This window comes from Campylobacter sp. RM12647, assembly GCF_020138135.1.
Classification (GTDB): domain Bacteria; phylum Campylobacterota; class Campylobacteria; order Campylobacterales; family Campylobacteraceae; genus Campylobacter_E.
The window spans coordinates 36,772-60,972 of the sequence record NZ_JACGAS010000010.1; the positions used below are offsets into that span (position 1 = coordinate 36,772).

Annotated in this window: 25 protein-coding genes; 19 read left to right on the plus strand and 6 right to left on the minus strand. The window is 27.5% G+C overall.

Annotated elements, in window-relative coordinates; translation table 11 throughout:
• Positions 1-206: 206 nt before the first annotated feature.
• Genes ccsA through AVBRAN12647_RS05165 form a run of 4 tightly spaced genes read left to right on the plus strand, consistent with a single transcriptional unit; the run spans position 207 to position 4,777 of the window.
• A complete protein-coding gene (gene ccsA, locus AVBRAN12647_RS05150; RefSeq protein ID WP_336614791.1) occupies positions 207-2,960 on the plus strand; it encodes a cytochrome c biogenesis protein in 2,754 nt (917 codons plus the stop codon).
• Positions 2,957-3,373, plus strand: a complete 417-nt coding sequence (locus AVBRAN12647_RS05155; protein WP_336614792.1) for a hypothetical protein — start codon at positions 2,957-2,959, stop codon at positions 3,371-3,373. The genes ccsA and AVBRAN12647_RS05155 overlap by 4 nt, the downstream gene beginning before the upstream one ends.
• A gap of 2 nt (positions 3,374-3,375) precedes the next feature.
• On the plus strand, positions 3,376-4,137 hold the full coding sequence (surE, locus tag AVBRAN12647_RS05160; protein WP_214117461.1) for a 5'/3'-nucleotidase SurE: 762 nt from the start codon (positions 3,376-3,378) through the stop codon (positions 4,135-4,137).
• The gene (locus AVBRAN12647_RS05165; protein ID WP_214117460.1) at positions 4,130-4,777 is read left to right on the plus strand and encodes a tRNA threonylcarbamoyladenosine dehydratase; all 648 of its coding nucleotides are present in this window, start codon (positions 4,130-4,132) and stop codon (positions 4,775-4,777) included. The genes surE and AVBRAN12647_RS05165 overlap by 8 nt, the downstream gene beginning before the upstream one ends.
• A 21-nt stretch (positions 4,778-4,798) precedes the next feature.
• Here the strand turns inward: AVBRAN12647_RS05165 and AVBRAN12647_RS05170 are convergent, their stop codons facing one another.
• Positions 4,799-5,221, minus strand: a complete 423-nt coding sequence (locus tag AVBRAN12647_RS05170; RefSeq protein ID WP_214117459.1) for a DUF1090 family protein — start codon at positions 5,219-5,221, stop codon at positions 4,799-4,801.
• A 9-nt stretch (positions 5,222-5,230) separates the two neighbouring features.
• On the minus strand, positions 5,231-6,211 hold the full coding sequence (locus tag AVBRAN12647_RS05175; RefSeq protein ID WP_214119760.1) for a PLP-dependent cysteine synthase family protein: 981 nt from the start codon (positions 6,209-6,211) through the stop codon (positions 5,231-5,233).
• Between the two features lie 153 nt (positions 6,212-6,364).
• Between AVBRAN12647_RS05175 and AVBRAN12647_RS05180 the strand changes: the two genes are divergently transcribed.
• From AVBRAN12647_RS05180 to AVBRAN12647_RS05195, 4 genes are read left to right on the plus strand one after another with little or no spacing between them, the layout of a single operon-like run.
• Positions 6,365-6,616: a hypothetical protein gene (locus tag AVBRAN12647_RS05180; RefSeq protein ID WP_214117457.1), complete on the plus strand. Its 252-nt coding sequence runs from the start codon at positions 6,365-6,367 to the stop codon at positions 6,614-6,616.
• A 28-nt stretch (positions 6,617-6,644) separates the two neighbouring features.
• Positions 6,645-7,751, plus strand: coding sequence for an AAA family ATPase (locus tag AVBRAN12647_RS05185; protein WP_336609442.1), 1,107 nt, complete (start codon positions 6,645-6,647; stop codon positions 7,749-7,751).
• Entirely contained in the window at positions 7,745-9,466 is a 1,722-nt protein-coding gene (gene selB / locus AVBRAN12647_RS05190) for a selenocysteine-specific translation elongation factor (RefSeq protein ID WP_214149662.1), read from the plus strand. Before AVBRAN12647_RS05185 ends, selB begins: the two co-directional genes overlap by 7 nt.
• A 26-nt stretch (positions 9,467-9,492) precedes the next feature.
• Positions 9,493-10,224, plus strand: a complete 732-nt coding sequence (locus tag AVBRAN12647_RS05195) for a thioredoxin fold domain-containing protein (RefSeq protein WP_214117454.1) — start codon at positions 9,493-9,495, stop codon at positions 10,222-10,224.
• Between the two features lie 37 nt (positions 10,225-10,261).
• Here the strand turns inward: AVBRAN12647_RS05195 and AVBRAN12647_RS05200 are convergent, their stop codons facing one another.
• From AVBRAN12647_RS05200 to moaC, 3 genes are read right to left on the minus strand one after another with little or no spacing between them, the layout of a single operon-like run.
• Positions 10,262-11,254, minus strand: coding sequence for a hypothetical protein (locus AVBRAN12647_RS05200; protein ID WP_214119763.1), 993 nt, complete (start codon positions 11,252-11,254; stop codon positions 10,262-10,264).
• A gap of 9 nt (positions 11,255-11,263) precedes the next feature.
• Positions 11,264-11,518 (minus strand): HP0495 family protein, encoded by a 255-nt coding sequence (locus AVBRAN12647_RS05205; RefSeq protein WP_214117452.1) that lies wholly within the window; start codon positions 11,516-11,518, stop codon positions 11,264-11,266.
• Positions 11,496-11,969: a cyclic pyranopterin monophosphate synthase MoaC gene (gene moaC, locus AVBRAN12647_RS05210; protein ID WP_214117451.1), complete on the minus strand. Its 474-nt coding sequence runs from the start codon at positions 11,967-11,969 to the stop codon at positions 11,496-11,498. Before moaC ends, AVBRAN12647_RS05205 begins: the two co-directional genes overlap by 23 nt.
• 87 nt (positions 11,970-12,056) lie before the next feature.
• Here moaC and AVBRAN12647_RS05215 point away from each other — a divergent pair, with 87 nt between their 5' ends.
• The 11 genes from AVBRAN12647_RS05215 to AVBRAN12647_RS05265 are packed head-to-tail and all read left to right on the plus strand — an operon-like array spanning position 12,057 to position 23,811.
• Positions 12,057-12,284 (plus strand): hypothetical protein, encoded by a 228-nt coding sequence (locus AVBRAN12647_RS05215; RefSeq protein ID WP_214117450.1) that lies wholly within the window; start codon positions 12,057-12,059, stop codon positions 12,282-12,284.
• Entirely contained in the window at positions 12,284-13,450 is a 1,167-nt protein-coding gene (locus AVBRAN12647_RS05220; protein WP_214117449.1) for a hypothetical protein, read from the plus strand. The genes AVBRAN12647_RS05215 and AVBRAN12647_RS05220 overlap by 1 nt, the downstream gene beginning before the upstream one ends.
• 10 nt (positions 13,451-13,460) lie before the next feature.
• The gene (locus AVBRAN12647_RS05225) at positions 13,461-14,609 is read left to right on the plus strand and encodes a GGDEF domain-containing protein (protein ID WP_214117448.1); all 1,149 of its coding nucleotides are present in this window, start codon (positions 13,461-13,463) and stop codon (positions 14,607-14,609) included.
• Positions 14,606-15,892 carry an MFS transporter gene (locus AVBRAN12647_RS05230; protein WP_336609441.1) on the plus strand — a complete coding sequence of 429 codons (1,287 nt, stop codon included), beginning with the start codon at positions 14,606-14,608 and terminating at the stop codon, positions 15,890-15,892. Before AVBRAN12647_RS05225 ends, AVBRAN12647_RS05230 begins: the two co-directional genes overlap by 4 nt.
• Positions 15,893-15,913: 21 nt before the next feature.
• Positions 15,914-17,671 (plus strand): Na+/H+ antiporter NhaC family protein, encoded by a 1,758-nt coding sequence (locus AVBRAN12647_RS05235; RefSeq protein ID WP_214117446.1) that lies wholly within the window; start codon positions 15,914-15,916, stop codon positions 17,669-17,671.
• Entirely contained in the window at positions 17,664-18,683 is a 1,020-nt protein-coding gene (locus AVBRAN12647_RS05240) for a tRNA (uridine(54)-C5)-methyltransferase TrmA (protein ID WP_336607159.1), read from the plus strand. Before AVBRAN12647_RS05235 ends, AVBRAN12647_RS05240 begins: the two co-directional genes overlap by 8 nt.
• Positions 18,670-19,869, plus strand: a complete 1,200-nt coding sequence (ilvA, locus tag AVBRAN12647_RS05245) for a threonine ammonia-lyase (RefSeq protein WP_214120479.1) — start codon at positions 18,670-18,672, stop codon at positions 19,867-19,869. The genes AVBRAN12647_RS05240 and ilvA overlap by 14 nt, the downstream gene beginning before the upstream one ends.
• Complete coding sequence (gene glyS / locus AVBRAN12647_RS05250) at positions 19,866-21,863, plus strand: glycine--tRNA ligase subunit beta (protein ID WP_214117443.1); 1,998 nt, start codon at positions 19,866-19,868, stop codon at positions 21,861-21,863. The genes ilvA and glyS overlap by 4 nt, the downstream gene beginning before the upstream one ends.
• Positions 21,847-22,587: a DUF815 domain-containing protein gene (locus tag AVBRAN12647_RS05255; RefSeq protein ID WP_336608504.1), complete on the plus strand. Its 741-nt coding sequence runs from the start codon at positions 21,847-21,849 to the stop codon at positions 22,585-22,587. The genes glyS and AVBRAN12647_RS05255 overlap by 17 nt, the downstream gene beginning before the upstream one ends.
• The gene (locus AVBRAN12647_RS05260) at positions 22,580-23,239 is read left to right on the plus strand and encodes a hypothetical protein (RefSeq protein WP_336614793.1); all 660 of its coding nucleotides are present in this window, start codon (positions 22,580-22,582) and stop codon (positions 23,237-23,239) included. The genes AVBRAN12647_RS05255 and AVBRAN12647_RS05260 overlap by 8 nt, the downstream gene beginning before the upstream one ends.
• Complete coding sequence (locus tag AVBRAN12647_RS05265; protein WP_336614794.1) at positions 23,236-23,811, plus strand: NUDIX hydrolase; 576 nt, start codon at positions 23,236-23,238, stop codon at positions 23,809-23,811. The genes AVBRAN12647_RS05260 and AVBRAN12647_RS05265 overlap by 4 nt, the downstream gene beginning before the upstream one ends.
• 95 nt (positions 23,812-23,906) lie before the next feature.
• Here the strand turns inward: AVBRAN12647_RS05265 and AVBRAN12647_RS05270 are convergent, their stop codons facing one another.
• Positions 23,907-24,041, minus strand: a complete 135-nt coding sequence (locus AVBRAN12647_RS05270) for a hypothetical protein (RefSeq protein ID WP_336609439.1) — start codon at positions 24,039-24,041, stop codon at positions 23,907-23,909.
• Between the last annotated feature and the right edge of the window lie 160 nt (positions 24,042-24,201).

Genomic DNA, 24,201 nt, shown 5'->3' on the forward strand with positions numbered 1-24,201 from the left:
GTAATCCAATTTCATTTAAAGCTTTCTTAAAAAAATATAAAAAATAAAATATAATTTAAATAATTCAAAAAGGAGAAAAAATGTATTAAATAATTTTAATTAATTTTCTTATTTTTTAAGGCTTTTATTATAAAATATAGCTTTAAGTTTAGATAATAAATTTTATCAATTAAGAATGATTTTAAAAGAAAGTAGTTTTAATAATAATGTTTTTAAATAAATTTTTAAATTTAAAGATTTCTTTAGTTTATATGCTAATTTTTGCTATTTTTTGTGGGGTTGCTACATTTATTGAGAGTGCAAAAGGCACAAGTTATGCTATGAGTTTAGTTTATAATGCTTGGTATTTTCACTTGATTATGGTTTTATTGTTTTTAAGTGTGATTTATGCGATTTTTAAATACAAACTTTATAAAAATATTTCATTATTTTTAATTCACATTTCTTTTATTTTTATATTTATTGGTGCTGTTTTAACTCATTTTTTTGGTTTTGAAGGCATTATTCATTTAAGGGTTGATAATAAAGCAAATGAGATAAAAAGCACAAAAACTGAATTAGTCTTAAAACACAATGATAAAATCAGTAAAACTAGTAATTTAAATGAGATTATAAAACTTGATAATGCAAGTTTAAGGTTTGTTGATTTTAGCAATGAAGCAGGGATTACTAAGGTAAAAAGTGATGATTTAAACGACCCTAGTTATTTAAAATTAAGATTTAATTTTGATAGTGGATATAGTGATGTTGAGATTAATTATAATGAATGCGTTAGTGTTGCTAATATTGATTTTTGCTTTAACAAAACAAGCACTAATTATGTTAATTTTTATATAAAAGATAATGAGTTTTATATAAATACTAATCAAGAAATGAAATTCTTAAATCAAATTCTAAGCAGTGATTTTAAATTAAAAGATGGTATATATTTGCTAGATGAGTTTTCTTTTTCGGCTTTAAATTATTTAGTTCATTCAAAAGACGCACTTAGTATGAGTGGGGGTAATTTACAAGCGATTAGAGTGGAATTTAAATCAGGAATTTCAAAAGAAAAACTAATCCTTGCATTAAACGATAATATTAAGATAAATGATTATGATATTTCTTGGAAGCAAGAGAGCTTAAAGCTTGATTTTGATATTTATCTAAAACGATTTAATTTAATAACTTATGCAGGTAGCAAGAGTGCAAAAGATTATGAAAGTGAGTTATTAATCTTAGATAATAATCAAAAAATAGATGTAAAAATAGCTATGAATAAAGTGCTTGATTATAAAGGTATTAGGTATTTTCAGCATTCTTACGATGAAGATTTAAAAGGCACGATTTTAAGTGCTAATAAAGATTTAGGCAAAACTCCTACTTATATTGGCTATGCTTTATTATTTATTGGGTGTTTTTTAAATTTATTTAGTCTAAAAACTAGAAAATATTTTAAGGCTTTAAGTGTTGTTTTTATAATAATTCTTAGTCCAAATTTAAAAGCAAATGATTTTAACTCTCATATAAATGAATTAAATTCTTTAATTATTCAAGATTTAAATGATAGATTTTTGCCATTTTATACTTTTTCACTAGAGCTATGCAATAAAATTGGTTGTCCTAATAAAAACGCTGCAAGTGAAGAAATATTTAGATTAATTACTGATGTAACTTATGTAAATGAAGCTAGATTAATTAGGGTCAAAAATCCTAAATTAAGAGAATTTTTAAATTGTGAAAAACAAGCAAAATTTAGTGATTTTTACGATGGTTCAAGTTATAAATTAAAAGATGAAATTAAAAAAACCTATGCTAAAGGAGAAGCGAATTTTAATGATTATGATAAGGATTTGATTAGAGTTGATGAGAGTGTGAATATTTTATATTTAATTTTTACAGCAGAATTATTTAAGATAATTCCTGATGAAAACCACTTGCAAAGCCCATTTGCAAATAATATAAGCTTGGATAATCAAAAGCTAATTAATGAATATTTAAGCTCTTTAGTAATTGCTAAAAAAACTAATGATTATAGCAAGGCTAATGAGATTTTATCTAAGATTAAAAACTTGCAAAATCAGTTTGATTTTTTACCTAGCCAAGCACAGATTAAAACTCAAATATTTTTAAGCAAATATGATGCTTTTTATAGTTTGTGTTTTGCTTATTTAGTGCTTTTTATACTTTCTTTATTTGTGATAAATAAAAATACTAAAATTATTTTTTATCTTACTTTAATACTATTTTTAATCCATTTAATTCTCATTGGATTAAGGGGTTTTGTAGCAGGATTTACTCCGCTTACTAATACTTATGAGAGTTTAATTTATATTGCTTTAAGCTCCGTTTTTGCTGGACTTGTTTTTAGAAAAAATCTATTACTTAGCTTGTGTTTATTGTTTAGCGTTGCTACATTATTTACAGCACATCTTAATGATATTAATCCACAAATTACAAATCTAATGCCTGTTTTAAATTCTCCTTATCTTAGTATTCATGTAAGCTTAATTGCTGCTTCTTATGGATTTTTTGGCTTAAGTGCTTTAATTAGCTTTTCTTATTTATCGTGCGTAATATTTAAAAAACCTTACGATAAGGCAAATATTCAAATATATTTAGCAAATCATTTAGGCTTATTATTATTAATTTGTGGGAATTTCTTAGGCGGAATTTGGGCTAATGAGTCTTGGGGAAGATACTGGGGCTGGGATAGCAAAGAGACTTGGTCTTTAATAAGTATATTAATATATGCAATTTTAGTGCATTTAAAATTAAAATCAAAACTATTATATGCACTGCTTAGTATGTGGGGATTTGGCGTTATTTTGATGACTTATTTTGGAGTGAATTATTATTTAGTAGGTAAGCATTCTTACGCAGGAGAAAAGAGCAATTTTGAAAGTCCATTATGGCTAATAATTAGCGTAATTATCCTAATAATTTTTAGTTTAGTTGCTATTAGAAGGAATTTAAAATGAGAGTTGTGTTAATATTTTTAGCTTTATTTTTCATAGCTTGTGATGATGAAAAAATTGATGAAAATTATTTAAACACTCCACTTAAATGCTCTATTAATAAAGATATATGCGAAAAAGATTTCGAAGGTAGAAAAATTAGTTTTGAAATTATTAATCGTCCGATAAGATTTATGGAAGAAACTAAATTAATAATTAAAGGCTTACCTAAATACGATAATCTAAATCTTAAATTATATGGGCTTAATATGGATATGGGTGTTATAAATGCCGAGCTTATTAGACTTGATAACGGAGATTATGTAAGTGAGTTTGTAGTAAGCACTTGTTTATTAAGCACTATGAGATATAGATTAGAATTATTTAATAATGATAAAAAAATAAAATTATTTATAGATTTTGATATGAAAAGGTAAAAATGAGAATATTATTAACCAATGATGATGGATATGATGCACCAGGTCTTCTAGCACTTAGAAAAAGACTTAAAAAGATTAAAGATTTAGAGGTTTTTGTAGTTGCTCCTTGGAGCAATAAGAGTGCTTGTGCGCATTCGCTTACACTAAATCATCCACTAAGTTTTGTAAAAATTAAGAAAAATTATTATGCCTTAAAAGATGGCACACCAAGTGATTGCGTAAATCTTGCATTTTGCACTATTTTTAAGGATAAATTACCTGATTTGGTAGTAAGTGGGATTAATAATGGAGCAAACTTAGCTGAAGATATAACCTATTCAGGCACGGCGGCTGCTTGTATGGAGAGTGTGCTTTGTGGAGTGAATGCGATTGCTTTTTCTCAACTTTATGAAAAAGATATAGATTTTAAGCGTTCAAGTAAACTTGCTGTTAAATTAATCTTAAAATTACTTAAGCTTAATCCACTTAAAAAAAGAAGATTTTTAAATGTAAATTATCCAAGTTGTGAGAGTGATTATAAAGGTTATAAAGTTTGTAAGATGGGTAAAATGAGATATGAATTCTCAAGTAAAATATGTAAAAACCCTAGAGGATTAGAGTATTATTGGCTAGATAGCTTGTATGATTTAAGCAAGGTAAAAGCAAAAGATGATGATATTGATTATGTAAGACAAGGTTATGCAAGTATTACTCCAATTAAGCTAAATCTAACGGCTAAAAAAGAATTAAAAAAAGTAAAGAAATGGTTAGAAAATGAGTGAGAGATTTGCAAGAGCTAGATTATTATTTCAAGATAATTATGATAAATTGAGTTCAAAAAAAGTGCTAATTTGTGGGCTTGGCGGAGTTGGTGGTATGTGCTTTAGCTCACTTGCTAGAGTTGGTATTAATGTAAGTGGAATTGATAAGGATTATTTTGAAGCTAGTAATCAAAATAGACAATTACATTCTGAAAATATTGGACTTAGTAAGGCTAGCGTTTTTGCTGAATTTTATAAGGCAAATTGCTATGAGTTATTAATCACTAAAGAAAGCTTTTTAGAGTTTTTAAAAGATAAAGAATTTGATTTAATAATTGATTGTATTGATGATGTTAAAGCTAAATGCGATATAGCTGAAATTGCTTATGAAAAAGGCATTAGTTTTATTAGCAGTGGTGGGGCTGCAAAAAGAATTGACCCTTTAAAATTAAAGGTTGCAAATTGGGATAAGACCAAAATGTGTGCTTTAGCAAAAGCCGTTAGACTTGAGCTTAAAAAACGCAGATTTAAGGGTAAATTTAAAATGGCTTATAGTGAAGAAGAGCCAATGTGTGTTGGGCTAGGGTCTTTTATGGGAATGACTGCTTCTATGGGGCTTTTATTATCATCTTTAGCGATTAAGCAATTATTGAAGAATTAAAGCCTAAAAAATTAGGCTTTTTTAATATTTATAAGAGTTTTTTAAAGCTTGTTTTTGTCTTTTATATTCGTCTTTTATACGATTTTTTTCAGCTTTTAATTCTGCTTTTCTTCTTTTGTATTCGTCTTTACTCATACTATTTTTCATATCATTTAATTCATCAAGCTTGTCTTCAATCCTATCAATCTTACGTTCAGCTTCATCTTCTAATCTTTCAATAGTGTCTTTAATCTCATTTTTTCTAGTGTAATAATCATTATTATAAACACTACCGCCACCACAATGTGCTCTTACATTTGCTAAAGCGTTTTCTAGACCTCTAACTCTATTAAAATTGCCATATTGTTTTGCATAGCTTAATTCACGCTCTAATTTATTGATTTTATAAGAGCAATCTGCCATTGCAATACTTGAAATTATGCTTAGTAAAATTAATTTTTTCATATCTTCTCCTTATAATACTTTAAATCCGATTAATTCAATTTTATTGCTTAAAAATCTTTCTTCATCTTGCATATTTAGCATTAAATCAGTGCTTAGATATTTTTTATTATCATCAGCAAATACACTAACGCTTACGCAATCTCCAAAAAGCTCCTTAGCCTTAATACAACCTAAGAAATTAGCTCCACTAGAAATTCCAACTCCAAGTCCGATTTTAGCTAGTTTTTGTGCCATTATAACGCTATCTATATCATTTACTATGATGATATCATCTAATTCATTTAGCTTTACAATATCAGGCACAAAACCATCTCCTATGCCTTGAATTCTATGCTCTGAATTTTCTCCAGGATTACTCATACTAGCGCAACCTTCAGGCTCTAATGGGCATATTTTTACTCCAAGTGGTCTTAATACCTTGCCAATTCCCATTATAGTCCCACCTGTTCCAACTCCTGCTACAAAGCAATCTGGCTTTAGGTTGTGTTTTTTTAGAGTGTTTAGAATTTCATTTGCAGTTTTTTCATGGGCTTTTACATTGCTTTCGTTTTCAAATTGATGAGGTAAAAATACATTGCCATTTTTTGCACTCTCATCAGCAAGTCTTACACTACCACTAAATCCACCCTCACAAGCACTAACTTCTCTTAATTTTGCTCCGTAACTTCTAATTATTTTCTTACGCTCTTCACTCATCCAGCAAGGCATAAAAATCTCAACACTAGCACCTATAAAAGCACCTAAAGCAGAAAAAGCTATACCTGTATTTCCACTAGTTGCTTCGGCTATACTCATACCAGCTTTAAATTCATTATTTTTAACAGCATTTTGCATAATTTCTAATGCCATTCTATCTTTAATAGAGCCACTTGGATTAAAATATTCTAGTTTAAAATAGCTTTTTGATTTTTTATTTTTATATAAATATTCAACTTCAACTAAAGGCGTGTTGCCAACTAATTTTGCATATTCTTTTAGTTTATTTTGCATATACTTTCCTTAATTAAAAAAACGCTTATTTTAGTAAATTAAAGTTAAAAATGAATTTAAAAATAATTTCAATAAAGATTATGAAAAATAATATCACTTTATTAATCAAAAATAATTATAATTTGTAAAATTATTATCAATAAAGGTTGGAAAATGTTTTCGTTTATTAAAAAACTTGCAAAATCAATTTTTGCACTTTTTAAAAAACCTAGAAAAGCTACAAAAACTCAAGTAATTGTAAGCAAGGCAAGTGAATTAGTGAATAAATTTATGCCTAAAAAAGAAGTAGAAGTTAAAGAAGTAAAACCTGATATTTTAAAAGAAATATCATTGTTTATTTTAAAAGAATTTGGATTTGGAAAATATATTAATTTTGCTTTAAGCTTTGCTAAGTTTTTAAAATAAATCATTACAATGCCCTTAAAGGATAGTAATGGTAGGGCAGGATAAAGTAAGAGAAATTTTTGATGAGTTTATAAAAGCAAAAGAAATTCCGCATAGTGTTTTCTATGGTCCAAGCGGGGTAGGTAAGACCACTTTTGCAAGATTTATAGCAAAAGAATTAAAAACTAATTTTTATGAGTTTGATGGTGCTAGTTTTAGCGTTGAAGAACTTAGAAAAGTTATTAAAAAAGATAGCCTTTTTAAGCCTGTTGTATTTATTGATGAAATTCATCGCTTAAATAAAGGCGTTCAAGATGTGTTATTAAAACCTTTAGAAGAAAATAATTTTTATTTTTTAGCTGCAAGCACTCATAATCCTTTGTATTCACTAAATAAGGCTTTATGCTCTAGGTTATTGTTTTTTGAGTTTATGCCATTAAGTTATGATGAATTAAAAGAGATTTTAGAACAAGCTCAACCTAATTTAAGCACAGAAATAAAAGATTATTTAATCAAATCAAGCTCAAACGATGCAAGAGCAATGCTAAATCTTTTAAGATACGCAAATGTTTTTAAAAATATTAGCCTAGAAAAGCTAAAGACACTAAGACCAAATTATATTAGCAATAAAGAAGATGAGTTTTTACTAACTTCAGCTCTTATTAAAAGCTTAAGAGCAAGTGAAGTAAATGCAGCAATCTTATATCTTGCTAGAATGATAAATGCAGGTATTGATATTTTATACATTGCTAGAAGGCTTTGTATATTTGCTAGTGAAGATGTAGGCAATGCAAATCCAAATGCTTTAGTAATGGCTAATTCGTGTTTGCAAATATGTAAGGACATTGGCTTACCTGAAGCAAGGATTACACTTTCTCAATGTGTAGTTTTTCTAGCTAATTCTAAAAAATCAAATTCATCTTATAAAGCAATCAATAAAGCCTTAGAATTTGTAAATAACAATGAAGCCTTGCAAATACCAACATATTTAGATAATAATCATCCTGATAAAGAAAAATACTATATTTATCCACACGATGAGCCAAACAAAACTCAAGAAATGGCTATTAATTGCCCTAAATTTTACGAAGATTACGGCATAGGATATGAAAAAAATTTCGCACTATGGAGAAAGGAAGGACTTTATAAATGTTAATAATTTCAACCGCAGGTCATATTGACCACGGCAAAACTTCATTAATTAAAGCTTTAAATGATTTTGATGGAGATAATACACCTGAAGAGCAAAAGCGTGGGATTACTATTGATTTGAGCTTTTCACATTTAGAGCATATCTCATTTGTTGATGTGCCAGGTCATGAAAGCTTGGTTAAGACAATGATAGGTGGTATTCAAAGTGAATACGCAATGCTTGTTGTAGATATTAACGAAGGGCTAAAAGCACAGACCTTAGAGCATATTTTTATCTTAAAAATTATGGGTGTAAAAAATATAATTTTAGTTTTAAATAAAATTGATTTATGCCAAGATATTGATGCTAAAAAGCAAGAGATTTTAAAGCAACTTGATTTTACGCCTATTAGAGTATTTTTAGTAAGTGCTAAAAACAAATTAGGCATAGATGAGCTTAAAAAATATTTATTGAGTTTAAAAGTTCCAAATTATGAAGATTTTGCTTTAAAAATCAATGTTGATAGAGTATTTAATGTAAAAGGCATTGGTCTTGTAGCAACGGGTATTTTAAAAAGTGGCAAATTAGAATGCAAAACTTATTTAAGCGATGAATTAGAAAATATTCAAATAAAATCAATTGAAGTTCAGCATAAAAATGTAGAAAGCGTAGTAGCACCTGCTAGGGTTGCTTTTGTCTTTAAAGGGAATTTAAAAGTAGGAAATATCATTTATTCTAAGGGTTATTTAAGAAGTGCAAATGAGATTTATACTACTTTAGAAGGTGAATTAAAGCATGATGAAAATGTATTGTTTTGTGCTGCTAATAAGCAAATTGAAGCGAAATTTTTACAATACGATAGATTTGCAAAATTTGTATTAAAAAAACCAATTGCTCTAAGTTTTAATGAGCCTTTTATAATCTTAAAAAATGCTCGTGCTGTTGCTGGTGGAGTGGTGTTAAATCCACTTACAGAGCCGCTTAAAAAATCAAAAATGATTGAATTATTAAACGCTTTAGAGCAAAAAGATTTTAAAAGTGCTTTTGCTTTATTAAATCAAAATCATAGTTCAGGTTTTGGGCTTTTTTGTGCGCCGCAAAGATTTAATCTAAGCACTCAAAAAGCCTTAGAATATGCTCAAGAAGTAGGCGAGATAGTAGATTTAAATGGTGCTTGTGTATATGCAAAAAAAGCCCTAGAAGATACAAAAAATAATATAAAAGAGCTTTTTACTAAAAACCCTTATTCATTACAAAGTGCAAAAAGCTTAGAAAAATCATTAGGAATTGATGAGTTTTTGTGTGATTTGGCTTTAAAAGATTTAGATTTTTTAGAATTTAATAATGGTCTTTTTTATAAAAAAGGCGAAAAATTAGAAAAATTATTAGAAAATAATGAAGAAAAAATATATGATGAATTAAATTGCCTAACCCCAAAAGCTCCTTATAATATCTATGATGAGCTTAATTTAGATAGAAAAAGTGGCGATGATATTATGAAGAAATTATGTTCTCAAAATAAGGTAAAAAGATTAGCACATAATTATTTTATTAGCACACAAGCACTTGAAGAATTTGTAAAAAACATAAGCCCTATTTTAAAAATAGGTGTAGGAGTGCAAGAACTTAAAAATGAATATGACTTAAGTAGAAAATATGCCATTGCTTTACTTGAGTATTTAGACACTTTAAAGGGTGTAAAAAATATTGACAATAAACGCTATTTAATGCAAAATTAAACTTTTATTTTTTTAAGGAGATTAGTATGAAAAAAATAATATTAGCAATGTCGGTTGTAAGCGCTTTAAGTGCTAGTAAAATTAGTGATAAAGTTATAGAATTTGTAAAAACAATTACACCAGAAAATATTCAAGTAGAATTAGTAAAAGTTGATAAAGTTCCTGATTCAAAATTTGAAATGGTAGAGTTTAATTTATTAAAAGATGGAGTTGTAGTTGGCTCTGATGTTTTCTTTAGTGATGGAGTTTATGGAACACCAACTATGCTTAATATGAAAGAAAGTATAGATTTAAAAGCTAGTTTTATGGCTAAAAAAGAAAAAGAAAAACAAGAGAAATTAAGCTTATTATTAACAGATTTTGTTAAAGAAAATCCTGATATGATTATTAATCTAGGAAAGCAAAATAGCAATACTGCAATGGTAGTATTTAGCGACCCTGATTGTCCTTATTGTAGAGAACATTTAAAAAATATAGAAGAAGATTTGAAAAAAACTAATATTAAATTTGTTTTAACTCCACTTCCAATGCACGAGAATGCTTTAGATAAATCGCTTAATATTTTTGATGAAATCAAAACAGCTAAAACTGATGAAGAAAAAATCGCAATATTAAGAAAATATTATCAAGATGGTGTTGAATACAAAAAAATTGACCAAGATAGAAAAAATGAATATGCTAAAAAGGTTGATGAAAAAGTATTTAATATGGGTGTAAATTATACTCCAGCAATTTTTAGTAATATAAAAGTTAAATAATTTTTAGAATTTGAAACGAGAGTTTCAAATTCTTTTTTTAGTTCTTCTTAAATTTTGTGAAAATATTTGAAGCTAATTTTTTTACATCAAATTCATTATAAGCTTTTTCTAAAGTATTTAATTCTTTTTTGATTTTTTCATTTAGTTCGCTATTTTGAAATTTGATTAATTTTATATTTAGTAGTTGCTTGTTTTCTCTTACTAATCTTGCAAATTTAGCAAAATTATTATCAAGTTTATTATTTAAAATATTTTCAAGTGCCTTACCTGAAGCATCGTTATTTAGATTTGTCTTAATCATAGCTATAAAATCACGCTCAAGACTTAGAAGAGATAGTTTCATATTATCAAGTTCATTATCACTTAAGCTAACTTCTAAATCCTTTTTAAGCCTTTCTAAGATAGCAAATATACCTTCTAAAAGTCCATTTAATACTCCAGTCAAAAGCTCTTCAGCATAGCTTTGCCATTCATTTGCTAGTTCAAGTGCTGCTTTTAAGATAAGTTCAGCTGCATTAATTATTTTATCCTTATTAAACTTAGCATATTCAAGTGCGTTAATTAGCATAAAATTACTTATTAAAAAGCATCTTTCTTCTATCATCGCATTTGTTTCAAGAACATTTATAAAAGCATTTTGAGAAGTTTCGTAAAGAATTTGTAATGAGTTTGCTTCATTTAACATAAGTTCTTCAAGGTATTCTTTTTGAATATCATTTTGAACTACCTTACTTAGCTCATTAAAACTTGATTTTGTAATATTATAAAGCTCTAATTCTTTTGACTTTATCTCTTTTCTAATCATCTCAAGCTCATTTGTAAGAGTATAAATCTCTTGCTCTTTTATAGACATTTTTGCTCTTAAAAGGGCTTTTAAAACTATATTTTTATTCTCATTTGTAAGCGCTTCTAAATTCTCTAGCTCTTCACAATACTTGGTATATAATCTAGCGATTAATCCATCATCGTTTGAATTAATAAATTCTTTTTTTGCTTTTTCTTGTATTTCATTAAATAATATATTCTTCATAGTTTTTCCTTATAAAACAAATTTAGAATGTTTTTTAAGAGTAGAAAATAATTCTAATCTATAAGCTTCATTTGGCACTTCTAGGCTTAGGTTATAGCTTTTATAATTACTTGTAGATTTTGAACTTTCAATTTTTGCATTTTTAATATCTAGCTTTTTTACTAATTCATTTATATCATCATCTTTATCAAGTATTACTTTATAGCTCCAGTTGCAAGGATATTCTATCTTTAAATCAGCTTTAATTTCTTCTAAATTGACCACTTTTGCCTCCGTCTTTTTCTAATAATTTTATATCATCAATAACCATTGTTTTATCAATTGCTTTAACCATATCATAAATCGTTAATAAGCCTACACTAACAGCATTTAAAGCTTCCATTTCTACACCTGTTTTTCCTTCGGTGATTACCACTGCATTTAGTCTAAAAGCAAATTCATTCTCAATTGGCTCAATATCTACTTCAACTTTACTAATTGGTAGTGGATGGCACATTGGGATTAGATTTGATGTTTGTTTAGCTCCCATAACAGCTGCAACAATAGCTGTATTTATTACCGCTCCTTTTTTAGCATTTCCGTTTAAAACTGCTTTAAAAGCTTCTTCGTTCATTGTGATTTTGCCACTTGCTAAAGCTCTTCTTTTAGTAATTTGTTTATCACTAACATCAACCATAGTAGGATTATTTTGCTCGTTTATGTGTGTAAGTTGCATTTTTTTCCTTTATTTTTGCTTAGATTTTAACAAATAATATAAATAAAATGGTATATTAGCATTTTTAATTTTATTAAGGAAAATTATATGGCTTACGATGATGATGAGTTTTTAGATTATGAAGATGACGAGTTAGATGGCTTTAGTGAATATGATGACTTTGATGATGAATTAGACGAATTTGACGATGAGTTAGATGAGTTTGATGACGAATTTGAGCAAGATTTTGATGATGAATTAAGCAGTCTTGATGAATATAACATATATGATGAAGATATGTATGATGACGATGATTATAGTTATGACGAGGCATAATGCGAGAATACGATAGTCAAAGAGTAGAATTTATACAAGAGCTTTATGATACCTATGAAGATATAAGAAATCATAATATTACCTTAAAAAGAATTTATGTAATTTTAATATTAACCATAATTATTACATTTGGTTTTTTAGGTATTACTATGCTTTTTGCTAAAGAATTTTTTATATCAAGTTTATATATTGTTTGTGCTTGTTTATTTTATGCCTTACTTTTAAATAGAAAGAAAAAATCAGTAGCAAGGTATCTTGACTGGTTTAGCTTTATGGGTGGTGGGGCATGTATAATCATTGCTATTTGTTGTAATATATATTTATATTCTATGGCAGGTGGGGCTCATTTATATATTATTTTGCTAGCCACTTTGATTTATATAATGTTTATAAATGATTCTAAAAAAAGATTATTGATAGCAAATATTACTTATTTAGTGCTATTAACTATATTTATATCTTTATTTTTAATTGATTATTATTTTTGGCATCCTTATTATAAGGAGAGTTTTTTTTCTAATTTATTATTTATAATTTCTGTTTTTGTAGTTTTTTCTAGCATAGTATTTAGCAACCATGTAGTAGGTCTAAAATCAATAGAAGATATAGAAAAATTATCTGTAAATAAAAGTCATATAAAAATAACTAAAAAAATACATACTAAATTCAATCTAATTGATAAAAAAGATTTCACACAATTGCTTTTACAAAGACAACAAAATCAATACAATAATCTTAATGTTTGTATATTTGAGATAGCTTTTGTTCAAAAAGACCAAGATTCATATTTTAAGATAGATTACTACTACCAAAATAAAGTAATGAATGAATTCTTAAGTCTTTTAAGAGTTTATTATCCTAATGATGAAATTATAATTAAATGGGATTTAAATACTTTTGTATTAATTTTAGAAGAAGAAAGCTCTAAGTTTTATTTCTTACTTGAATCAATAAGCAAAGATTTTGATAAGATGATTAGAAAGAAAAAAGATAATTTTGATATTTATTTAAAAATTGTTGCAAAATACCACAAGCATATAGATACTCAAAAAAGACCTAAAGTTTTATTAGAAAAAATAAATGAAACCGTAAAATTAAAATATGAAACAAAAACAATGGGTCGTGAGTATATATTGTATAAAAGTGGATATGACGATATAAATTAAAAGGTTTAAAGTGGTTAAATATGAAGTTTTGATATTAGTAAATAGTCTATTTTTATTTTTTGCTAGATTTTTTACTGGTTTGATTTTTTATTACAATGGTTTTATAATTACTTCTTATGAAATTTTTGCAACATCTTTATATTATTTAGCTTTTTTATTCTTATTGTTTGTTGGTAGAAAACTTTATAAGAGTTTTGGAGAAAAAAATTATTTTTATAATAGATATAGAAAGATTTTAAATGGTAAAAAATCTTTTAAATCATCATTGTTTAAAAAAATTATAAGAGTAAATTTTATAAGCGTTAGGCATTATGCTTGGTATTTATTTCAATTAGAATCAATTTTTACAGCTACTTATTTTTCTTTAAGTATTGGTTGGGGATATGGATTTGATTTATATTTAATTATGCTTACATCTTATTATTATCTTAATTTAAGAAAATATTCTGCTTTAATTTTTATATTTCCTTTTGTTTATTTCTTGTTATATTTATTTTTATTTTTCTATTGCGACAAGGCGTATCAAGAGCCAGGACAAGTATTTATATATATTATCAATATAATTTGCGTAGTTAGTGCTATATTTTTTACCCAAATTATTATGGAATTAGGTCAGGTTATTAGATTTGTTAATGATGAAAACAGAAAGAGCCATTTAAAAAGACTTACTAGTTTTGACACCTTAACTGAAACTTATCATAAATATTCTTTCTTAGAAATTATGAATGCAAAACTTGAGCATAATGCTGATGAAGATGTAATTACTCAAGCTAGTGTAATAGTAATAGAGATTAATAACTTAAGAAAAATTAACGAAGAATACACAACAGAATTAGGCAACGAAGTCTTAAAAGAATTTGCATATATATTAAGAAAAAATAGTGAAAACTATGAAAAATACATATCTCGTTGGAGTGGAAATGAGTTTTTAGTTTTTATTATTAATGAAGATGAGGTTGTAGTTAAGAGTTATATAGATGAAGTTAGGCAAGAAGCTATGAAAAATCGTTTTGGAGTAAAAGGTGCTAAAGTTCAAGTAATTGTAGGTTTATCTCATACTTCATCATTTGATTATCAAATAAATAAATTTATTAGCGAAGCTTATGAAGAATTGGCTATTAATAGAGATAAATTAAATTACGAAAAAGGAGATATATGACAAAAAAATTAAACAAAGAAGAAGTAAAAACTCTAGCCTTAAGCTCACTTGGTGGAACTCTTGAGTTTTATGACTTTATTATATTTGTATTTTTTTCATCTTATTTTGCACATCATTTTTTCCCAAATACGCTTAGTCCGTTTTGGCAAGAGCTAAATACTTATGGAGCATTTGCAGCAGCTTATCTAGCTCGTCCTTTAGGCGGCGTTGTGATGGCACATTTTGGAGATAAATTTGGTAGAAAAAATATGTTTATGCTAAGTATTTTACTTATGGTAATTCCTACTTTTGCACTTGCTATTATTCCAACTTATGAGACAATTGGATATGCAGCCCCTATTGCACTTTTATTTGTTCGTATTTTTCAAGGTATGGCAATAGGTGGAGAGCTACCTGGTGCTTGGGTATTTGTAAGAGAACATAGTGAAGATAACAAAAAAGGTCTATTTATAGGCTTATTAACTTCAAGCGTTGTTGGTGGAATTTTACTTGGTTGTTTGGTTGCACTTATTATGCAGCTTAATTTTACGACTGAAGAGCTAAAGGATTGGGGTTGGAGAATTCCATTTGCTTTAGGCGGTGTTTTTGGAATAATCTCTTTATATCTTAGACGCTATTTAAATGAAACTCCTGTATTTAAAAAGATGAAAGAAAGCGATTCTTTAGTAAAACTTCCTATAAAAGATGTTATAGAAAATCATAGATTTGGGATATTTATTTCTATTTTAGTTACTTGGGTTTTAACTGCTTGTGTGGTTGTATTTTTATTAATTGCTCCAAATTTCGTAAAAGCTGTTATGAAATTAGACCCTGTTGATAATACCCTTTTTCAAATGTATGGAATACTTGCTATGATGATTGGTTGTGTTTTAACAGGATTTTTAAGTGATAAATTTGGAATTAGTAGGATTTATAAGATTTTTGCCATTCTTTGGGGTGTTTTTGGTGCGTTGTATTTTTATGAGTTGTATATAGGCAAGGATATTAATTTACTTGTGAGTTTTTATTTATTAGCAACTCTTAGTGCAGGACTTATGAACTTTACGCCTTTAATTATGGTTGAGATTTTCCCTGCAAAAATTCGTTATAGTGGAATTAGCTTTAGCTACAACCTAGCTTACGCAATAGCAGGATTTATAACTCCTATATTATTGCCGTTTTTAAACAAAGTTGCAATTGGTGAAAATCCACCATTTTTATATCAAATCGGTGGTGGAGCTTATATAGTTTTAGTAGCATTTGTTGCCTTTATTACGGCTTGTTTAGTATCAAAAAGAATGTAGAATTTAAAATAGGAATTTAAAATGAGATTTTTGTTTTTAATGTTTTTTAGTATATTTGCAAACGCAGCTGATACAAGCGTTAGCAATATGCAATTGTATGGCGTTTTAACACTTTTACCGCCTTTAATGGCTATTATTTTAGCTTTTATTACTCGTGAAGTAATTTTATCTTTATTTATAGGTGTTTTTACGGGGACTTTTCTTCTAGCTTTTGCTAATTTTTACACAGCAAATATTGTAAATGATACTTATACATTTACTTATAATAATCCATCTTTTATGGATTGGGTAAATTTATTTTTAGCGTCATTTTCAAATATAGTAAAACATTTGCTAGATGCTATGATAGATAGCGATGATGCAGGAGTAATCTTGCAAGTATTTTGTATAGGTGGTGTGGTTGCATTAATTACTAAAATGGGTGGAATAAACGCAGTTGCACTTGCGCTTACTCGCTTTGTAAAAGGTCCTGTTTCAGCTCAAGTTAGCACTTGGCTTATAGGGCTTTGTATTTTCTTTGATGATTATGCAAATAGTTTAACCGTTGGTCCTATTATGAGACCAATTGCTGATAAGTTTAAAATCTCTCGTGAGAAATTAAGCTTCATACTTGATAGCACCGCTGCACCTGTTGCAGGAATTGCGATAATTTCTACTTGGATAGGTATTGAAGTTGGACTTATTAAAACTGCTTATTCTTTAGTAGGAATTAGCGATGTAAATGCTTTTGGAGTATTTATGCAAACAATTCCTTATAGATTTTATAATATCTTTATGCTAATTTTCGTTGTTTTAACAGCTATTCAGCAAAGAGAATTTGGCTCAATGTATATAGCTGAAAAAAATGCTCGTGCAGGAATAGTAAGTGAAGCTGCACTTGATGTTGGAGCTGAACTTGAGCGTGAATTAAAACCAAATGATGGAGTAGAGCATAAAATTAGTGATGCTTTAATTCCTATTTTAACTCTTATTATTACAGCTTTAGCAAGTTTTTATTTTAGTGGTTTAAATGCAATTATAGATGACCCTGATAAAGCAGACATTTTAAGCAAGATTGAAGAAAATTATTTAAGTTTTTATGCGATAAGAACTACTTTAGGTGAAGCAAACTCAAGCTTAGCATTATTTCAAGCTGCATTATTTGCTAGTGTTGTAGCAGTTATTTTAGGTCTAGTTCGCAAAAAAATCAATCACAAAGAAGCAGTAGAGACTTGGCTACATGGCTGGAAGAGTATGATATTTACTATTGCAATGCTACTTTTTGCTTGGAGCTTAGCTGCAATTGTAAAAGAATTAGGCACTCATAAATACATAGTTCAATTACTATCAGGCTCAACTCCGCATGTATTACTTCCTAGTTTAATTTTCTTAATCGGCTCGGCTATGAGTTTTGCAATAGGCACAAGTTATGGAACTATGGGTATTTTAATGCCTTTAGCAATCCCACTTGCACACGCAGTTGGTCTTGAAGCAGGTATGAGTGGAAATGAACTTCATGAATATATGGTTATAAATATTTCTTGTGTTTTAACAGGTGCTATTTTTGGAAACCATTGTTCTCCGATAGCTGATACCGTAATTTTAAGTGCAATGAGTGCAAAATGCGAATTAAGTGCGCATGTTAAAACTCAAATGCCTTATGCTCTTTTAGTGTGTGCTATTAGCGTAATTTTTGGATATATTCCTGTAAGTCTTGGCTTAAATGTGTATTTAACAATTATTTTAGGTGTTGTTATGATGAGCTTAGCACTTCGCTTAATAGGAAAAAAAGTTGAATAAATTTGACTTAGTTTGCAAGGAATTTCAAATTCCTTGCGAGAAGATTTATAAAGATGGCTTAAGAACTAGGGTTAATTTTGCTTTATACAAAAATAACGGCGAAATATCTTATGCTATGTTTAAAGATAAGGTAAAAATAACTGATTTTGATACTTCTTTTATATGTGATGAGATAAGAGAATTTATGCCTAAATTACTTAAGGCTTTAGATGAAGTTTTAAAAGATAAATTATTTGAGATTAGATTTTTTAAGAGCTTTTATACTTTAAATGTTTTGCTTTTATATCATAAAGACATAAAAGAATTTAAAATAGAAAATTATTACGAAAAATTAAGCAAATTAACCAATTTAAAGCTTAATTTAATAATGCAATCAAGAAAACAAAGAATATCATATCCAAGCGATATTTTAGAGCATTTTAGCAATGGTATTAAGTATGAGTTTAATGATGAGTGTTTTATCCAACCTAGCTTAAGTATGAATGAAAATATGCTTGAGTTTGCAAAATCTTGTCTTAAAGATAAAAAATGCGATGATTTATTAGAGCTTTATTGTGGATATGGTAATTTTACCTTAGCACTTGCACCATTTTTTAAAAAAGTTTTTGCAACAGAACTTAGTAAAAAAAATGTGGCATTTTTAAATAAAAATTGCAAATTAAATAATGTAAATAATATTTTTACAGCAAGGCTAAAAGATAGTGAAGTAAAAGACGCTTTTAATAAGGTAAGAGCTTTTAATAGGCTAAAAGATTTAAATTTAGATGATTTTTGTTTTTCACATATTTTAATAGACCCTCCAAGATGCGGTTTAGGCGAATGTGTTAATTTAGTAAAAAACTATGATAATATAATTTATATTTCATGCAATCCATTAACGGCTAAAATAGATTTAGAAAAATTATGCAAAACTCACGAGTTAAAAAGATTTGTTTTGTTTGACCAATTTATAAATTCAGAGCATTTAGAGTGTGGATTTTACCTAGAAAGGAAGAAAGATGATAGAGCTTAGCAAAATATATGCGGCTAAAGAAAAAGTATATGATGTGGCAATTAAAACGCCTTTTAATTATTCAAGATTTTTATCAAATGATAAATATAATATATATTTAAAATGTGAAAATCTTCAAACAATTGGAGCTTATAAGATAAGGGGCGCTTATAATAAGATTGCAAGTTTAAATGAAGAGCAAAAAAAACTAGGAGTAGTTGCAGCAAGTGCAGGAAATCACGCTCAAGGAGTAGCTTTTTCTGCTTCAAAGTTTGGTATAACAGCTCATATCGTAATGCCAGAATCAACACCAGTAAATAAAGTAAGCAGCACAGCTAATTTAGGTGCTAATGTAATACTTAAAGGCGATAATTTTGATGAAGCTTATGCTTACGCAAAAGAGTTAGAAAAGACTAAAAATCTAACCTTTATTCACCCATTTGCTGACCCGTTTGTAATGGCAGGACAAGGGACTATATTTTTAGAACTAATTGAAGAATTAAACAATATTTCTTATATCATCGTTCCAGTAGGCGGTGGCGGTTTAATTAGCGGTATTGTTAGTGCAGCAAAACAAATTAATCCAAATATTAAAGTAATAGGAGTGCAAAGCAAGGGTGCTAGTGCTATGCTAAATAGCTTTAATGAAGGTAAAATCATAAACTCAAACAAGGTAAAAACAATAGCTGATGGTATAGCTGTAAGAGATGTTAATGAAGATAGCTTTAATATAATTAAAAATAATGTAGATGATATGGTTATGGTTAGCGATGAAGAAATAGCTAATGCGGTTTTATTTTTATTAGAGCAACATAAACAAGTAGTTGAAGGTGCAGGAGCAGCAAGTGTAGCTGCTGTAATGCACGGCAAAATTCCTAATCTAAGCGGCAATGTAGTTTGTATTTTAAGTGGTGGAAATATAGATATTACAATGCTAAATAATATTATTGAAAAAGGTCTTATTAAAAGTTATAGAAAAATGCAAATATGCGTAACTTTAATTGATAAAGCAGGGGCATTACTTGATTTAACTAAGGCTTTAAAAGACGCACAAGCAAACATAATAAAAGTTGATTATGATAGATTAGGCACTGATTTTGGTGATGCAAATATTACAATCACACTTGAGACTAAAGGCAAAGCTCATCAAGAAGAAGTTGGAAAAATTCTTAAAGAGCAAGGTTTTACATTTAAGGAGATAAAATGAGAAAGTTTTTAATAGAAATAACTACAGAAGAATTACCTGCAATTCCTTTTTTAAAAGAAGAACCAAATATAAAAGATAAATTAGAAGTGGTTTTAAAAGCAAATAATATTGAATTTAGTAATTTAGAGTTTTTATACACTCCTAGAAGATTTGTTTTTACATTTAAAGCAAACGAAAGAGCAAACGATAGCGTTATAGAATTAATCGGAGCTCCTAAAGAAGTAGCCTATAAAGATGGGAAATTAAGTAAAGCTGGTGAGAGTTTTTTAGCAAAAGCAGATATTAGCGAAAACGAACTTAGCTTTAAAGAAATTAAAGGAAAAGTTTGTTTATATGTAGAAAAAATAGAAAAAGGTAAATTATTTAGCGAATTAATAAATGATATTTTAGAAAGCTTTATTACAAGTCTTAATTTTGGTAAAAGTATGCGTTGGGGTGCAAATACTTTTAGTTTTATTCGCCCAATTACTGGACTATGCGTTATGATGGATGATGAATTAATTAATGCAAGTTTGTTTAATATAAACTCAAGTAAAAGTACTTTCGTTCATAGAAATATTAGTATGGATAAAATCTCTTTTAATACCCAAGATGAGTATTTTAAGACTTTAAAAGAAGGCAAAGTTATCTTAAATCCTAAAGATAGATTAGAAATCATTTTAAGTGAGATAAGAAATATTGAAAAATTATGGAATTTAAAAGCTGAAATTGATGAAGAATTATTAGCAGAAGTTGTAGCAATTACTGAATATCCATCAGCGCTTTTAGGTAGTTTTGATAAAGAATTTTTACAGGTTGCACCTGAAGTAATAATTACTTCAATGAAAGAAAATCAACGCTATTTTGCAGTATATAAGGATAATTCTTTAAGCAATAATTTTATAACAATTACAAATTCATTCAATCCTGATTTAGAAACTATAAAAAAAGGTAATGAAAAGGTGTTAAGAGCAAGGCTTAGCGATGCGTTGTTTTTCTGGGAAAATGACTTAAAACTTGGCTTACAACCTGAATTATTAAACAATACAATTTATATGCAAGAATTAGGCACAATAGCACAAAAAGAACAAAGAGAAGAAGAAATTGCCTTAAGATTAGCAAAATTATTTGCTTATGAAAATACAAAAAATATAAAAGATGCAATCACACTTAGCAAGGCTGATTTGAGAACACAAATGGTAGGCGAATTCCCTGAATTACAAGGAATTGTAGGCTCATATTATGCTGCTAATATGGGGTATTCTAGTGAAGTTTGCACTGCTATTAAAGAGCAATACTTATATGATGTTATCCCAAGCACAAAATTAAGTAAAATTGTAATCTTAGCAACTAGACTTGATACTTTAATGGCTTTATTTAGTATAAACAAGCTTCCAAGTGGTAATAAAGACCCTTACGCATTAAGAAGAGCAGCTTTAAGTATTATTAAAATTCTAATTGATTTAGGCGTTAAATTTAATTTATTAGATTTATTAAACGAGTTTAAAGGTCTTTATAAAGATTATGATAAAGTTAAATTGCTTAATTTTATTACAGATAGATTTAATGCTTTATATAGCGTAAATTCATCTTTTATAAAAGCAGTTTTAAATGTGAATAATAATGATTTAGTAGTAATTGATGAGAATATAAAAGCACTTATAAATCTAGCAAAAGATAAAGATTATGAGAGCAAAATCTCAACATTTAAAAGACTTGCAAATATCATAAAAGATAGTAAAGATTTATATTGTGATGAAAGCAAATTAAGTAATGAATATGAGATTAAATTATATAAAGCTTATAAAGATATTAGTTTTAGTGATGATGTGAGCGATAATTTAGGTAAGATTTTTGCACTTAAACCTATCATTGATGAGTTTTTTGATAATGTTATGATAAATGTTGATGATTTAGAGATTAAAAACAATCGCTTAGCATTAGTTTATAGCATTTATAAGCACATTGCTTGTGTGGCTGATTTAAAAGAAGTTAGTTTTGATAGCATTGTTTAAAGAATTTAAAGCTGCTAGTTATAGAGCAAGAACTAGTAGCTTTAAGCCTATTAAAAACCTTGATTTGGTTGATTTTAAAGACCTTTTGTTTTTGGATAAAGAATTTAATATCTTAAAAAATAATATGAATAATTTTTTACAAAACAAAGCCTATCAGCATTGTTTATTAGCCGGTGCAAAAGGTTGTGGCAAATCTAGTTTAATCAAGGCTATTTTTAATGAATTTATTAAAAGTGATTTAAGAATAGTTGAGGTTTTTAAAGAAGATTTATCGCATTTAAGATATATTATTGATGATTTAAGCGAATTAGAATACAAATTCGTAATATTTTTAGATGATATAAGCTTTAGTATAAATGATGATAGTTTTAAGGCATTAAAGCCGATTTTAGATGGTGGATGTGAGAAATTAAGTGATAATATAATGTTTATTTTAAGCTCAAATTATAAAAATCTTTTAAAATCAAGTAATATAAATTATCAAGACGCTGATTTTAAAGATGAAAGCGATGATAGATTTGCTTTAAAAGAAAGATTTGGAATATGGCTTAATTTTTATTCAATGAGCCAAGAGCAGTATTTAAGCATTGTAAAATCATTATTTAAAGATGAATTTAGTGATGAGATAAAGGCTAAGGCTTTAGAATTTGCAAATTTAAAAGGCACAAAAAATGGTCGTATCGCTAAACAATTTTATGAACTAAAAAAGGATTTGAATGATTAATGGAGCTAGTATTTTTAAAGCGTTATTAAAACATAATTTACAAGGTTCTTATGAATGGCAAAATTATGATGATTTTTCAAAATTTTTAGCTCTTTTAATAGGTCAAAATACCAAGTGGCAAAACACTCAAAAAGCATTAAAAAATGTTGAAATTTCTATTTCAAATTCTATAAACAAACTTGCTTTAATTGATGTAAAAGAACTAGCCGAGTTAATAAAAGCAAGTGGATTTTATAATACAAAAGCAAAAAAAATTAGCGATTTAGCAAAGGCAATTGTGAATGATTTTAGCAGTTTTGATGACTTTATTAATAATGCTAGTTTTGATTGGATTATGGATATTAAAGGCATTGGTTTTGATACGGCTTTAATGCTTAGTAATTTTCTTTTAAAAAAGCCTATTTTTGTGGTTAATTCAAATGCTAAAAGATTTTTAGAACTATTAGGCTATGAGTTTAATAATTACGAAGAAGCTATAGATATTATAGCTAGCGGGCTTGATGATGAGTATTTTTATAAAGCATTAAATACTCAAGATTTGTCATATATTTATATGATTTTTGCTGCAAGTATTGATAATCTAATGCAAAATCATTATAAAAATAAACAATTTGATGAAATAGGGCTTAAGGTTTTAAAGGAGCTTGAATGAAAATTGATATAAGTGATTTTAAAATAGTTGAGTTTAAAAAATCAGATTTTATAAAACCTTTAAGAGCTAGTTTTGTTATAAACGAGCATAAGGTAGATTGGGATTTTATAAAGTCTTTTGATTCTGTTAGTATTATGTTATATCACGAGAGCAAGGATAGTTTTATATTTGTAAAACAATTTAGAGCACCTTTATATTATTACGAAAAATGTAAAGATTATGAGAGTGGATTTTCGGTTGAATTATGTAGTGGGATAATTGATAAAAACAAAAGCTTAGAAGAAATCGCCTTAGATGAATGTATAGAAGAATTAGGATTTAAGCCTAAAAAATTAGTTTATATTAATAAATTTTATACAGGATTTGGTAGTGGGGTAAATACTCAACATTTATTTTTTGCTAGGGTTAGTGATGATGATATTGTAGGAGTTGGTGGTGGCGTTGATAATGGAGAATTTATTAAAAGCGTATATGTAAAAATCAATGAATATGATGAGTTTTTTGCAAAAAATAAAAGAAGTGCTTTGATTGATTATGCTAATTTGTGGTTTAGGTATATTTATAAAAAATAAGTAGATTTAAATTCTTTTAATTTTTAATAATTTTGTATTTTATAAATGCAGTAAAACTTATATATGAATTACGAATAAATTCGTAATTCTTTTGATTAATCATTGATATGTGGGCTGCAATATAATTTGCCATACCAAGTAATCGTGCAGTGATTATAAGGTCTTGTTCTTGCATCAGCAATAGATGATAAAGCTAATAATAATAAAATAGCTGATAATAATTTTTTCATAATCTCTCCTTTTTTTAAAAATTTAGTAAATTATTACTAAAAACTCTTAAAGAAAAATAAAATTAACCGATATAAGTTTAGTTAAAGGAGAGTTAAATATGGATTTAAATATTTGTGATATGGGTGGGTTTTTAAATTCTAGCCTACATAAAATAAAAAA